At 54.2% G+C, this 14423-nt stretch carries 12 protein-coding genes; 5 read left to right on the forward strand and 7 right to left on the reverse strand.

What is annotated here, in order from left to right; translation table 11 throughout:
- Positions 1-126: 126 nt before the first annotated feature.
- From QZL66_RS00835 to QZL66_RS00845, 3 genes are read right to left on the reverse strand one after another with little or no spacing between them, the layout of a single operon-like run.
- The gene (locus tag QZL66_RS00835) at positions 127-1101 is read right to left on the reverse strand and encodes a helix-turn-helix domain-containing protein (protein WP_022409878.1); all 975 of its coding nucleotides are present in this window, start codon (positions 1099-1101) and stop codon (positions 127-129) included.
- Positions 1102-1110: 9 nt separating this feature from the next.
- Positions 1111-1758, reverse strand: a complete 648-nt coding sequence (locus QZL66_RS00840) for a potassium channel family protein (protein WP_022409879.1) — start codon at positions 1756-1758, stop codon at positions 1111-1113.
- 18 nt (positions 1759-1776) lie between these two features.
- Positions 1777-3105 carry a TrkH family potassium uptake protein gene (locus tag QZL66_RS00845; protein ID WP_022409880.1) on the reverse strand — a complete coding sequence of 443 codons (1329 nt, stop codon included), beginning with the start codon at positions 3103-3105 and terminating at the stop codon, positions 1777-1779.
- Positions 3106-3385: 280 nt separating this feature from the next.
- Between QZL66_RS00845 and QZL66_RS00850 the strand changes: the two genes are divergently transcribed.
- From QZL66_RS00850 to QZL66_RS00860, 3 genes are read left to right on the forward strand one after another with little or no spacing between them, the layout of a single operon-like run.
- Positions 3386-5062 carry an FMN-binding protein gene (locus tag QZL66_RS00850; protein WP_022409881.1) on the forward strand — a complete coding sequence of 559 codons (1677 nt, stop codon included), beginning with the start codon at positions 3386-3388 and terminating at the stop codon, positions 5060-5062.
- 6 nt (positions 5063-5068) lie between these two features.
- Positions 5069-5521 (forward strand): FMN-binding protein, encoded by a 453-nt coding sequence (locus QZL66_RS00855; protein ID WP_022409882.1) that lies wholly within the window; start codon positions 5069-5071, stop codon positions 5519-5521.
- Entirely contained in the window at positions 5514-6368 is an 855-nt protein-coding gene (locus QZL66_RS00860) for a 4Fe-4S binding protein (RefSeq protein ID WP_022409883.1), read from the forward strand. Before QZL66_RS00855 ends, QZL66_RS00860 begins: the two co-directional genes overlap by 8 nt.
- Before the next feature lie 505 nt (positions 6369-6873).
- Here QZL66_RS00860 and QZL66_RS00865 read toward each other — a convergent pair.
- The 4 genes from QZL66_RS00865 to QZL66_RS00880 all read right to left on the reverse strand — a co-directional run bounded on the left by QZL66_RS00865 (position 6874) and on the right by QZL66_RS00880 (position 11686).
- The gene (locus QZL66_RS00865) at positions 6874-9528 is read right to left on the reverse strand and encodes a penicillin-binding Tp47 domain A-containing protein (RefSeq protein WP_022409884.1); all 2655 of its coding nucleotides are present in this window, start codon (positions 9526-9528) and stop codon (positions 6874-6876) included.
- Between the two features lie 205 nt (positions 9529-9733).
- Positions 9734-10246 (reverse strand): Gx transporter family protein, encoded by a 513-nt coding sequence (locus tag QZL66_RS00870; protein WP_022409885.1) that lies wholly within the window; start codon positions 10244-10246, stop codon positions 9734-9736.
- On the reverse strand, positions 10230-10610 hold the full coding sequence (locus tag QZL66_RS00875) for a NusG domain II-containing protein (RefSeq protein WP_022409886.1): 381 nt from the start codon (positions 10608-10610) through the stop codon (positions 10230-10232). Before QZL66_RS00875 ends, QZL66_RS00870 begins: the two co-directional genes overlap by 17 nt.
- Positions 10607-11686 carry an FAD:protein FMN transferase gene (locus tag QZL66_RS00880; protein ID WP_022409887.1) on the reverse strand — a complete coding sequence of 360 codons (1080 nt, stop codon included), beginning with the start codon at positions 11684-11686 and terminating at the stop codon, positions 10607-10609. The genes QZL66_RS00875 and QZL66_RS00880 overlap by 4 nt, the downstream gene beginning before the upstream one ends.
- Positions 11687-12016: 330 nt before the next feature.
- Here QZL66_RS00880 and QZL66_RS00885 point away from each other — a divergent pair, with 330 nt between their 5' ends.
- Both QZL66_RS00885 and QZL66_RS00890 read left to right on the forward strand, forming a co-directional pair.
- On the forward strand, positions 12017-12880 hold the full coding sequence (locus QZL66_RS00885) for a YitT family protein (protein WP_022409888.1): 864 nt from the start codon (positions 12017-12019) through the stop codon (positions 12878-12880).
- A 162-nt stretch (positions 12881-13042) separates the two neighbouring features.
- The gene (locus QZL66_RS00890) at positions 13043-14365 is read left to right on the forward strand and encodes a threonine/serine exporter family protein (RefSeq protein ID WP_022409889.1); all 1323 of its coding nucleotides are present in this window, start codon (positions 13043-13045) and stop codon (positions 14363-14365) included.
- Positions 14366-14423 lie beyond the last annotated feature (58 nt).

The following is a 14423-nucleotide window of genomic DNA, read 5'->3' on the forward strand; positions in this document are numbered from 1 at the left end:
TTTGACGGCACAACACCGCTGACTGCACGGTACCAGTGGGTGACCTATAAGAAGAACAGATAACTTCAAATTAAGTTCCATTCCTTGAAAAGCGGGCGAACTCAGTGATAAGAGTTCGCCCGCTTTTTAGGTGAAGTGGTATTTTTTTCGGTATTCTTTCGGAGTCATGCCTGTCTGCGTTTTGAAGATTTTGATAAAGTAGCTTTGAGAGCTGAACCCTAAGATACTGCTGACTTCTGCGGCGGAGTGGGTGGAGTATTTCAGCAGGTGAATGGCAGCGTCCACTTTTTTGTCACGGACATAATCGCTGAACGTGGTGCCGATCTCAGACTTGAACAGTCGGGAAAGATAGGGGACGCTGATGGAAAGTGCAGCGGCTGCGTCCTGAATGAGAATGCGCTCGTGCAGATGCTCGCTGACGTAATCCATGGCGAGCAGAATCGTCTTGGAATAGGTACGGTTGTCACGAATGCGCTGCATGCGTCTGGTGAAATCCAGAATCATCTCCTGATGAACGGCGTGTACCTCTGATGCAGTCTGGCATTTGTCTGCCTTTTGGATGTAGAAGTCACTGAGAGGAAAAGCGTCCTCCGATGCCATGCCGCTATGGATGCAAAAGCGTGTGATCATGGCGATGGAGATGGTAAGGTGGTATTTCAAGTTCCGGAGCGGGTCGCTGCTGAGTGTGCCGTAGCCCTTACTGCAAAGCGGTGTGGCAAGCAGATGAACTGCGTCCAGATTGCCGGAACAGATGCTCTCGTAAAAGGCAGTTTCCTGTTCCAGCGGTGCGTGGCGGAACTGTTCCTCCCGCTGCTGAAAGAGCTGTGCTGCCATCTCGCCGGTTTCGGATGGCAGATTTTCACGTTCTGCAAAGGGCAGCAGCGTTTCTGTTGCCTTTTGAAAAGCTGCCCGATTGAGATGCCAGCGCTCTCTCTGCCGGAGCACAGCGCCGTCGGTTTCCAGATGCGTCAGACGTGCGGCAATCTCGCTTTGCGGCTGGGAGAGTGCCTCGGCGATCTGGGAGAGCGACAGGGCTTTTGAACGGAGGAGGGAGAGAATGGCGTGAAATTCCGGCAACAGCGCATCAGAGAGCAGATTCATGGCAGTACCTCAAATGTGGAAACACTTCCGCACAGCAGAATATGTTCCCAGAACCAGAAGTGTGTCCGATTCGTATAGTGTGGTTTCTGTGGTGATATCCGGATGCAGCGCACCGTTTCGCCGGACACCCAGAATATTGATGCCGTACTTTTTCCGGATGTTGATACCGCCGACGGTTTTGCCCGCCCAGTTTTTTGGCACGGATACTGCCAGAATGGCATAGTCGCCGTCCAGTTCCACATATTCGGAGATGTGGTCGGAGGTATAGCGGATCGCCGTCCATGCAGCCAGCTGCTTCTCCGGATAGACTACTTCGTCCGCACCGTTGCGCAGCAGGAACTTTTCGTGTGTCTCTCTGGCAGCACGTGCCACCACCTTTTGTGCTCCCAACTCGTGGAGCAGCGAGGTGGTCTCCAGCGAATCCTGAAAGCTCTCGCCGATGGTGACGATGCACACATCATAATCACGGATGCCGAGGGAGCGGAGAAACTCCTCCTTGGTGCTGTCTCCGATCTGCGCCCGTGTGACATAGGGCAGGATGGCAGAGATGCGCTCTTCGTTCTTGTCCACGGCGAGCACCTCATGGTTCATCTCGCTGAGCTTTTGGGCGATGTGTCGGCCGAACCGTCCTGCGCCGATCAAAAGAATTGACTTCATAGAAACCTTCCTTTCGTGTTATCCGATGTTGATTTTCTCCAGCGGCAGCTTGGAAAAATTCTCCTGCTTCGGGAAAACTGCTGCGTAGAGGAATGTGAGTCCGCCCACTCTGCCGAAAAACATCAGCAGAATTAGCACAATTTTACTGAACAGTCCCAGCGTGGGGGTAATGCCAACAGTCAGCCCCACCGTCGCCACGGCAGATGCCGTTTCGAACAGGCAGTCCTGCAGGGGAAGCCCCTCTGCCAGACTGATGCTCACACCGCCAGTGAGGAAGAGCGCCAGGTAGAGCAGCAGCAGTGCCGATGCCTTGGCGATGGTGTCCTCCGGAATGCGTCTGCCGAAAAAGTGGGTCTCCTTGTTCCGGCGAAAGACAGATACGGCGGAGGAGACCAGTACGGCTGCGGTGGTGGTTTTCAGACCGCCGGCAGTCGAACCCGGCGCACCGCCGATGAGCATGAGAACGATGAGCACGGCAATGCTGCTGTCCTTCATGGCGGAGAAAGATGCGGTATTGAATCCGGCAGTACGTGGGGTAATGGCTTGGAACAGGGAGGCGAAGATTCGCTGCGCCGGCTGCCACGCCGAGAATTCCGCAAAGAAAAAGTAAGCCGCCGGAAGCACCACCAGCACAGCCGTCATCACCAGAATGATCTTGCTCTGCATGTGGTAGCGGGAGAAACGAAACCGGTGGGTGAAGATATCGTCCCACGTGTAGAACCCCAGTCCACCGCTGAGAATCAGCAGCATGATCGGCAGGTTGATCAGCGGTTCTCCCACGAAGGAAGTTAGTGAGGAGTATGGTTCCCGAACGCCCATCAGGTCAAAGCCGGCATTGCAGAATGCCGACACCGCATGAAAGACGGCGTACCAGATACCTTTCCCAAGTCCGAAGTCTTTGGCAAAGACGGGAAGCATGCAGAGCGCTCCCAGCAGCTCCGCACAAAAGGTGAACTTTAAAATAAACCGTGTGAAGCGCACTACACCGCCGACCTGCGGAGCGGAAATCGCCTCTTGAATGGTGCTCCGCTGGCGCAGGCGGATGCGTCTGCCGGCGAGGAGGGAGATGGCGGATGCTGCGGAGATGACGCCCAGTCCGCCGATCTGGATCAGCAGGAGAATCACCGCCTGTCCGAATTCTGACCAGTATGTTGCCGTGTCCTGCACGATGAGCCCGGTCACACAGACGGCAGAGGTCGCCGTGAACAGGGCGTTGGGAAAGCTGGTCACGGTTCCGGCGGATGCGGAAACGGGCAGCATAAGCAGCAGGCTTCCCAGCAAAATCACAGCGAGAAATCCCAGCAGAATCACCTGAAATGTTGAAATTTGCTTCCAAAATGCACGCATAAATGACATCTCCTTATAAACATGAGATCTATGTTATTATCTCACGTTTCTTTCGGAAATGATATCATGAAACTGTATATAACATTTGAATTTTTCGCAATGATCTTCCTACAATTGTATGATAATGTGAAGCGGGATTCTTGATTTGTACACAGAATTCCGCTTGATTTTTGGGGGCTTGTATGGTATTCTTTTTAGAGTTAGAGAATGCTAACTCTAGGTTAGCGTAGACTAATGCGATATCGATTTTGGATACCGGAGAGCAAGGAGGAACTGAGAGATGAAGCTATGGGAACATCGGAACCGCTATCTGCCGGCAGCTGGCTTTTTGCCGGCGGCGGTACTGGCGGCTTGCGTGGCTGGATCGCTGCATGGATATACTGCACCGGTCTTTTCCATGGAGACAACGGAGGAAGAGCAGGATGCGTCGGAGCAGACGACAGAACCTGACGCATCGAAAAAGAAGAACACGTCTGCAACAGCGCCGGCAAAAAAGGAAGTCCCGTCTGTGACACCGGTTTCGGAGAAGTCTGCCTATCAGGACGGCACCTATACCGGAACGGGAACTGGCTTTGCCGGCCCGATTACGGTGCAGGTGATCATTAAGGGCGGGAAGATTGCCGAGATCACCGTCCTCAGCACCAGCGATGACAGCCCCTATATTGACAACGCCAAGGCGCTGCTGAAGAACATTGTTGCAGTGCAGAGTACTAACGTGGACACGGTTTCCGGTGCGACGTACAGTTCTGTGGGACTGATCTCCGCCGTGCGGGATGCGCTGCAAAAGGCTGGCGGAAGCAGTGCATCGGATTCGGCACTGCCCACGCTGGCTGCATCTCCTGCACAGTCGCACAGCTCCGGCGAAGCGCCGACTGTGGAAACGGTGGAGGAGCCGGCAGCGTATGCGGACGGCGTGTATACCGGAAGCGGTACGGGCTTTGGCGGGCCGCTGACGGTGCAGGTCACTGTGAGCGGCGGAAAGATCACGGACATTATGGTGCTCAGCACCAGTGACGACAGTCCCTACATCGACAACGCCAAGGTGCTGCTGAACAACATCATCACTTTGCAGAGCACCAATGTGGATGCGGTCTCCGGTGCGACCTATAGTTCTGCCGGTTTGATCGAGGCGGTGCGGAATGCCCTGCAGGGCGCTGCAACTGGCGGCGGAACTGCTGCGTCCGCACCTGTGACCACTGCGCCGGCAAAGACGACAGCACCGGCAGAGATACCGCAGGGAAAGTTCCCATATCCGGACGGCGTGTACAAGGGTTCCGGCGAGGGCTACCGTGGGGAGACGCATTTGCAGCTGACTTTGAAAAACGGCACGATCACCAAGATCGAAGTGCTGGACACCGAGGACGATGCGGCATTTTTCAAGCGTGCCGAGACGCTGATCGCCACGGTCATCGGGCAGCAGTCCACGGAGGTGGATGCAGTTTCCGGTGCAACATTTAGCTCTGAGGGCATTCTGGAGGCAATCGACGATGCGCTGAATGCTGCCAAAAAGGCGGGCGAACCGGCGGTGACAACCACTGTAACCACCGAAACCACTGCCTGCACCGGCACCAGCGACACGGCAAGTTCCACAGAGACGACCACAGAACCGGTACCGCAGATCTACGAGGACGGCGTGTATGTGGGAACGGCGGACTGTGACCCCGACGAGTCGGAGGATTTCGCCACCTATGAGGTTTCGCTGAAAGTGAAGATCGAACATGATACCATAATAGAAATCACAGGCGTGAAGGGCGATAGCACAGACTACGATCCGGAAAACGACCGGTATCTCTCCCGTGCTGCCAAAGGTACCAGCAAAATCAAGGGTACCATTGCACAGATTCTGGAACAGCAGGGGACAGAGGACATCGACGCTGTTTCCGGCGCAACCTGTTCCTCGGATGCCATCCGGCGTGCTGTGGAGCAGGCGCTGGAACAGGCACGGAAGGGAGTGTGATGCACGGTGCATCGTTTTTGGATCAAGACATGTAATCTGATTCTGGTGGTTGCGCTGCTCTTTGGGTATCAGGCAGTGGTGCAGAGCCGTGCGCAGAAAGAGACCATTGCGGAGCTGGAGTATGAGCTTCAGCAAAAGACGGTTTCCGGTCAGCCGGAGGAAGCGGACGGCGCAGATTCGCCCTATGCCGACGGCACATATACCGGAGAGGCGCAGGGCTACGGCGGTACAGTGGCGGTAGAACTGACTGTGGGAAATGGGAAGATCACCGATCTGGCCATTATCTCTGCGGAAAAAGAGGATACGGCGTATCTGGATGCTGCCAGTGCCGTCATTGATTCGATTCTGGAACAGCAGTCCACTGATGTGGACACGGTGAGCGGTGCGACATTTAGTTCCAACGGCATTCTCCATGCCGCAGAAGATGCACTGAGAAAGGCGGAGAAGAATCATGCGTAAGAAATCCATCCCCCCGAAAAAACTGCACGCCTATGTGCGGGCCGGGATTCAGCTGCTGTTCTTTCTGTTCCTGCCCTCGGCGTTCACCACGGCGTTCTCCGGCATCAAGGCGCTTTTGACACAGATCGGCAGCAGCAGCCCCATTGTGTGGAGTTCATTCCTGACAGTGCTTCTGGCGCTGTGTGCCTATACCATTGTGTTCGGCAGATTTTTCTGCGGCTATGCCTGCGCCTTTGGCTCGCTGGGCGATGCCGTGCGGGGGCTGTACCTCTGGATCTGCAAAAAGTGCAAGAAAAAGCCTCGCAGCATTCCCAAGGCGGTGTGCCGCTGGCTCTCCTATGGAAAGTACGTGGTACTCCTGGCAATTGTGCTGCTATGCTTTTCCGGCGTATACGGAGAGCTGAACGGCTGGAGCCCGTGGGATGTGTTCTCCATGCTGCACGCCGGCAACTTCCACCTGAGCGGCTATGTGCTGGGTGTTGTGCTGCTGGTGCTGATCGTGGCTGGCATGGTCTTTTGCAACCGCTTTTTCTGCCGGTTCCTGTGCCCCATGGGTGCGGTTTTCTCCCTGCTTCCTGTGCTGCCGCTGTTTTCTGTGCGGCGGGAACGGGAGGGTTGCGTCAAGGGCTGCAGCGCTTGTGAGCGTTGCTGTCCGGCTGACCTCCAACTGCCGGAGGCTGACAGCTGGAACAGCAACGGTGACTGCTTCCAGTGCCAGAAATGTCTGGATATTTGCCCGAAGAAAAACGCCCGCAGCGGAAGAGGCTTCTTCCGTGGCAACGAGATCTGGTTTGCTGTACTGAGAGCCGGCATTCTGGTTGCCGTGCTGATTCTGGCCGGCATCTAACAGGAAAAACACTTAGAACCTGTCTTCACAAGCGTATCCACGTGTCTTTTCGGCAAATTTTGCTGCATCCTGCGTGAAAAATACTTGCCGGGCGACAGCCCGCCTGCGTATTTTTGCCTTGTCTGCAACAAAATTATGCTCGAAAATCCACATATATTTCTTGTGAAGACAGGTTCTTATTTGAAACGAAAATTCCGCCCCGGCAGGGAGGATTCTGCGGGGGCGGGATTTTTTGTGTGCTTCTGTGTGCGGAACTGCTGGTCACTTGTTTGACATCGGGGGAAGCGAAACAGGCGATTGGCGGTGTGCGCACACAGGGCATAGAAACACGGGCAGATGCGAAATTATCTCACATCTGCCCGTGTTCCGTTAGGATGTATAAAGGCATCTCCGCACAAAGCCCGCCTGACAGCTTTGCACGCAATCTGCTTGCATCTTGCGCACAAGCTCCGTGCGGTGCTGCCTGAAAATGGAAGAGAATGTCATGCCTTTGGAATGGATCCGTTTAGTTTGCCGGCTTGTAAACATCCTCCCAAGCGGCATCACGGCCAGCTGCGTGGTATGAATAGTAGGACAGGATGTAGAAGGCATCGTCCAGTGTGATGCTGCCGTCGCCGTCAATGTCCACCAGCTTCAGCAGCTCTGTCTCTACCTCGGCATTGTCGGTGAACTGGTAGGAATCATTGCCTGCTGCGTGCTTGGAGTAGTACTGCAGCACTGCGAAAGCGTCATCCATGGTGATTTCGCCGTCCATGTCTGCATCGCCCTTTACGGTCGGCAGAACCACTGCAATGTCGGAATCCTTCAGGGTTACCTCGAAGGTCAGGTCGGTGGTATAGCCGGTTGCAGAGATGGTGATCTCATAGGTGCCGGCCTTGGTGAATACCAGACCGTCTCTGGATTTGGCTGCGGTATCCATTGCGCCGGTCTTGGTGTCGAAGAGCTTGGTTGCGCCCTTGCCGGAGAGGTTGTAGGAAACGCCGTCAATGGTCGCCTTGCTCATCTTGGACAGATAGTTTGCCAGTGCATCTGCATCAGCGCCCTTTGCGGCAACGATGGTCTTGGTGTCTGCATCGAAAGCAGCCGGCAGATCATCGGTGGTCAGAATTACGCTGACAGAGATCGGTGCATAAACGCCGTTGGTGTCAGAAACGGTGATGGTGTAGCTGCCCGGTTTTGCAGCAGCTGCGTCATAGGTCAGGATGCCGTCTGCATAGGTGCTCTCCAAACCGGAGATGGATGCAGTTGCAGCGTAGTCCTCCGGCAGATCTGTCAGGGTCAGTGCGATTTTGCCCTCAACCACCGGTGTTGCTTCTACGGCTGCGGTGCCGTCGTGCAGCAGCGGCAGGTAAGCATCGGTTGCCGTATAGGTGACATCTGAACCGCTGCGAACAATATAGCGAACGCTGGCAACCGTCTTTCCGGCAGTGTCTTCAAAGTTCTTGTATTTCAGAGTGTTGCCGTGTGTTACAAAGTTTTCGGTTGCCGCCCAGGCCATTTTGCCGGTTTTCAGCCACAGGTTGTCTACGTGCAGCATTGCGTACTTGGTGCCGTCGGTCATGGTGACGATAGCACCCTCCATATCATCTGCGGAGGGCAGCAGGCTGTTGTCTGCATCTGCCTCGGTGATATCCAGCTGATAGTTGCCGTAGCGGGTATTGGTTTCTACCTTTACCTCTGCATCGGAAACGGTGACTGCCTTGTTGGAATCCACCATAGCGGACAGGGTACCGTCGCCGTTGAGGAATTTGTACTCTGCCGGTGCATCCTGACTCTCACTGACGGTCATATTGCCGATGATGTTCAGCAGCTGGTTGTTACAGGTTTTGCCGTCAGCAATGGCTGCGGTTGCGTCCTCATACAGCTTTCTCGGAACGGCAATGGCAACGTCCCTGATACCCTCGACGGTGACAGAACCGTCCTCGTTCTCGGTGTAGTAGGTTGCGCCGTACTTCTTGGACTTGGTATTGGTGGCACTGGTGACTGCATCGTAGCAGCCTTCCGCACGCAGGGCAGCGGTCTTGTCCTCTGCCTCCAGATCCATGTCCAGATTCTCAGATACGGAATTCAGTTCGCCGTAATAGTAGTCGGCATAGGGCAGATTTACCGTACCGAAAACATAGTCATTGTTTACGGTGAAGGTGAAATCCTGATAGCCGGTGGCATATACGGTAACATCCCATCTGCCGTAGCCGTCTGTGCCCTCCGGCAGCTGGCAGCGGTCGCTCTGGGTCAGACCCAGCTGAATGCCCATGGACTTGTGCATCCAGTTATCTGCGGCAAACTTGGTGCCATAGGTTGCCAAAACGGTGTCGCCATCGCCGTAGTAATCCCAGCGAACGGCGTACATATGTGCGCCCAGATCGCCATAATCACCCTCGATGTCCACACGGATGAAATCACCGTAGCCAGAGTTGTGCTGAACGCTGGAGATCTCAACGGCATCCGGATTTACAGTCTTGCCCTCCGGTGTTTCCGAAGTGGAACGCTTGGAGAACTGGAATGTGCCGTCTGCATCCTTTTCCGCAGTCTTCAGACCGGGAGTGTTGGCATCAACGCTGACAGTCTCATTGATGTTCACCAGATTCTTTTCGGTGTAGCCGCCGGTGATGGTGTCGCCGTTTTCATAAACAGTGTAAGCTTCCTTGAAAGCCTCGTACTCATCTGCCGGAACTGCCACCGGAACGTATTTCGGGCCAACGTTGACAGAGTGGTCATAAGTACCGGCCACTTCACCATTTACTGTGATATCTGCACCGCCGTTGCCGTTCTTGACAACGTCCACGGACTCGTCCTGTCCCTTGCCGGTGTAATCGTAAGCGTTGCCCTCCGTGTCGTAAACCTTTACGGTGCACTGGTAGCTTCCACGATGCAGACCGTGGTTGCTGGTGGCACGGGTTACGGCATCGTATGCGCCGAGGTCATATTCTCCGTGAGTGTCTTTCTCTGTGGAGGATGCTCCCAGATCGCCGTCTGCGGCATCGTCCAGATACACGCCCTCGTTTTGCCAGTATTCTGCCCATGTCAGAGCAGCATAGCAGTAGACGTAGTCGGCGGTGTCCTCCGCTGCGCTGACTGCAACAGCAGGGATCGTCTGTGTGGCTGCGAGCATTGCAGCGGATGCAATGCCAACGAGCTTTTTCCAGTTTTTCTTTTGCATAAGAACCTCCTGAAATGTTTTTCGACAACACCATGCAAAGCCTTTTGGCGGATTTGTGCGGAGCTGCCTTTCTATTGTGTGTGAATTCTGTGAAGCACAGAACACCTACCGGAATTTATGAATTAGAGATAACTAACCATTAAGAATTAGTTAAGACTAACTTCTGGGAAAAAGAAAGGAAAGATATCGAGGGGGGATATCTTTCTTATTTCTCATAGGAAATAGACTTCGGCAGAAAATGCACGATGCGGTCGGCTGCCAGTCCAGTAAAAAAGCCGGTAATGCAGCCTGTCACCAGCAGGAACGGCAGATACGCCAGAACCTGCACGGTCTGCATCACTGCCATAGCGGCGAGAATCTGTCCGATGTTGTGCAGGATGGCGCCGATCAGACTGATGAACCAGATGTGTTTCCGGTGCAGAAACCGGCAGAGCAGCGCCATTCCCGCAAAGCAGAGCAGTCCGCCGCACAGGGAGTAGATCATGCCCACCAGTGCGCCAGTGAAGATCGAACCGAGGAGAATGCGCAGCAGCAGCACCGCTACTGCATCTCTGGCACGGTACCGAAGCAATACCACCAGCGTGATTACATTGGCAAGTCCCAGCTTCACGCCGGGGATGGGAACGGGGACGGGAATCTGTGCCTCGATGACAAAGATCGTCAGCGCCATTGCGGTAAACAGCGCAAGGGTGACGAGATGCTTAATAGACTTGGACATCGTAGGATTCCTCCCCCTGAGAGACGATGGAGATGCGAATGTGGTTTGGCAGGCAGATGATGGGTAGAATGCCGTTGGAGATAGCGCCCTGCTTGACACAGAGATGGTCGGGGCAGCTGGCAGACTTCATAGAGATCTGTCCCTGTTCCACCAGAACCACATTTTCCGCACCGTTTTCGCCGTCAATGGTGATGGTGTACGCCTGCGTCACCTGGCTCAGGTCGATCTCATACAGCAGCATGTCCTGCTGATAGATGCGGGCGATTTTTTCGGGCTGTTTGTGCCCCAGCACGTACCAGCTCCCCAGCACACCGCCCAGCAGCAGCACAGCTGCAATGCTAATCAAAATCCATTTTTGTCTCATGATGTGATTTCCTGAAGCTGGTAGGCATCCATGCCGTCCGAGGTGACCAGTTCGCCGGTCGCCTTGACAAAGACCGCTTCAATGCCGTCCACCGAGTTGATGAGCTGCATGCCGGCATCGGAACCCAGCAAATAGGTTGCTGTGGAGAGGGCATCGCAGTCAATTCCGTTGTCTGCAATGATTGTGGTGCTGACCACATCGGATTCCGATGGCGCACCGGTATAGGGGTCGAGGATATGGTGATAGCGTTTCCCGTTTTCCTCGAAATATTTCTCATAGTTGCCGGAGGTGACCACTGCCTGATCGGTCACGTGGAGGGAAGCAATCAGATTGTCCGGTGAAAACGGATCTGTGATCGCAACCGTCCAGCTGCTGCCATCCGGCTTCACGCCAAGGGTCATGACGTTTCCGCCCAGACTCATCAGCGCTGAGGTGACGCCGGTTTCCTCTAGTGCGGTTTTCATGGCGTCGGAGATATAGCCCTTTGCCACTGCGCCAAAGTTCAGTGTGACAGCATCGCTGGCGAAGGTGAGAGAGCCGGATTCCGCATGATAGCTGACATCCTTCCAGCCGTCCGGACGGAGCAGCGCCTGTATTTTCCCGTCTGCCGGAATGGCAGCGTGATCCGTGCCGATGCCCCACAGGTCGATGAGATCGCCGATGGTGCAGTCCAGCATGCCGCCGCTTTTCTCCCCGTATTCCAGCGCTGTTTCCAAGACATGGGCCATGTCCGCAGAGATGGGAACTTCCGTGCCAACAGCAGCCTTTGCCGCCTGATTGACCTGGTTCACTTCCGAATCCGCAATGGTGTTGGAGAAAACCTGTTCCAGTTCTTTTGCCCGTGCGAAAGCAGCTTCTACGCCTTCCTTGCCGTGTGCGCCGTAGGCACGCACCATAATGACCGTGCCCATCAGTTCCTGCGTGTCCTCGTATACCGCATCCGCAGCAGTCTGGCTGTCCTCTGCGGAGGATTCGGAGCCGGAATTGCTCTGGGAGGCGGCCGGCTGGTCTGTTCCGCAGCCAGTGAAACACAAGATGCCGCAGACGGCAAGTGTCAAGAGAGAAAAACGCTTCATATCAAAAATCCTTTCGGAAAGTACGGTTTGGAAACCGGAAAACTCGTAAAAAAGCGGGAGAGCTGCTGCAATCCCGAGGTGAACCTAAAAAGTTAGTCTTAACTAATATTAAATACAAGTTCAGTATAGCATTTTTTCGGAACGCTGTCAAGGTTTGCAGAAAAAATCAACGGAGAGCACAATCTTTTTTTCGGCGTGAAAAAAAGATTGGAAATGTTGCACAATGGCATGCGCTGACAGTTTGGGAAGATGGCTTTACAAGGCTGCTGGAATTTGTTATAATAAAGGTGGAAAGAACGTTTTTCCACCATGAGAAAGGAGGAAACAACCATGAAAAAAACAGCCATTGCCCAGAGCGCTTTGACGCTTCTGGCGGTCACGGTGGGCGCATTTCTGATGGCGCTGAACACCAAGACATTTGTCAACACGGGCGGACTCTATCCGGGCGGAATCACCGGACTGACGATTCTGCTCCAGCGTGTCTGCAACATGGCATTCCATGTGACACCGCCGTTCACGCCCATCAACCTGCTGCTGAACGTCGTGCCGGTGTACATCGGATTTCGGTACATCGGGAAGCAGTTCACTCTGTACTCCTGCGTGATGATCGTGCTCAACAGTGTGTTCACCGACCTGATCCCGGATTCGGTCATTACACAGGACGTGCTGCTCATCAGCATTTTTGGCGGCATCCTCAACGGCGTTGCCATCAGTATCTGCCTGAATGCCGGTGCTACCTCCGGCGGAACAGACTTCATCTCTATCTATCTGTCGGAAAAGAGCAATATGGATTCGTTCTATCTGATCTTGGGATTCAATGCGGTGATCCTCTGTATTGCCGGAATCCTGTTCGGCTGGGACAAGGCACTGTACTCCATCCTGTTTCAGTATGCCTCGACGATGGTGCTGCATTTGATGTACAAAAAATTCCAGCAGAGCACGCTGTTTATCGTCACCAACCGTCCCGCCGAGGTGTGTCAGGCGATCTATGCGGTCAGCCAGCACGGAGCAACCATTTTGGACGGCGAGGGAGCCTATGAACACTGCGAGCGGCAGATGGTATACTCGGTGGTTTCCGCTGCGCAGGCGAAAAAGGTGATCCATGCCGTGCAGAAAGTGGACGCCAGCGCATTCATCAATGAGATAAAAACGCAGAAGCTGCGGGGACGGTTTTACGTGCCAAAAGAAAAATAGCGTAGAAATTTTTCGGTTTCGTGGGGGATTTTTGGGAAATCTGATGCTTGTATTTTGTCGGAAAATATGGTATCATAGATAGGTTGTATGATTGGCTTTCAGAGCCGGTTTCAATCGATGGGATTGAACCAAATTTGATTTCGGAATTGGAGAGTGTTTTTCATGGCAAAACTCAGAAAACAGCACATGACCATCCATTGGCATGACATCATTCAGGCGGACAGCAATGTCCCCGCTGTGGATGCCACGCTAAAGGAAAAGGCGACCCTTGTGGGACGGCTTGGGCTGATGATGCTGTCTGTGGGAACCGGTGCGTGGCGTGTGCGGAATTCGATGAACAAGGTGTCCAGAAGTCTTGGGATTTCCTGTTCCGCCGACATTGGTCTGGTTTCCATTGAGTGTACCTGCATCGGGGACAATGAAACCTATACCCAGTCGCTTTCGCTGCCAACGACGGGTGTCAACACGGACAAGCTGATGGAACTGGAACTGTTTATGAAAGATTTCCCGGATTTGGCGGGGGAGTACTCCGTCAATCAGTTCCACGAGGTGCTGGATCACATCCAGAAAAAGCCCGCCAACTATAAGGCGTGGAATCTGGGGCTTGCCTCGGCGATTGCCTGCTGCGCATTTACCTTTTTGCTGGGCGGCGGTCCGGTGGAGATGATCTGCGCATTTTTTGGCGCAGGCGCCGGAAATTTTGTCCGGAAGCTGATGCTGAACAGGAAGATCTCCCTGCTGGGGAATGTCGCCGTCAGTGTGGCGACTTCCTGTATTGTCTATGTGCTGACGATTCTTGCAGCGCAGAAGATCCTGGACATTTCCGCCGTGCATCAGGCGGGGTACATTTGCGCCATGCTCTTTGTCATTCCGGGATTTCCGCTGATTACGGGCGGTATTGACCTGGCAAAGCTGGACATGCGTTCCGGCCTGGAGCGAATCGCCTATGCGCTGCTGATTATCACCGCTGCAACGCTGACCGGTTGGGCGACCGCCATGGTGTTCCATTTCCAGCCGGCAGATTTTCCGGACTTGCAGCTGCCCACCGTCACACGGATGCTGCTTCGCATTGCGACAAGTTTCTTCGGCGTATACGGATTCTCGCTGATGTTTAACAGCCCCCGCAAAATGGCGCTGACCGCCGGTCTGATTGGTATGCTCACCAACACGCTGCGTCTGGAACTCATCGATCTGGCAGGAATGCCGGTGGGAATCGCCGCATTTATCGGCGCTTTTGCATCGGGCTGCATTGCCTCGCTGGTCAAGAAGTATATCGGCTTTCCCCGTATCTCTCTGACTGTTCCGGCAATTGTCATCATGGTACCCGGACTGTTCATGTACCGTGGTATTTACTACATGGGACTGAGCGATGTCAGCAACGGTGCGCTGTGGCTGACCAAGGCCGTTCTGATCGTCATTGCGCTTCCCCTTGGACTGGTGGTCGCAAGACTCTGTACGGATAAGAACTTCAGACATTGTACCTGATGCTTTTGATGTAAGAGCTTGTGTATGCCTGCAAATTTTTGCCTTGTCTGCAAAAAAA

The organism is Ruminococcus sp. CAG:330, from assembly GCF_000437175.1.
Classification (GTDB): Bacteria; Bacillota; Clostridia; order Oscillospirales; family Ruminococcaceae; genus Ruminococcus_C.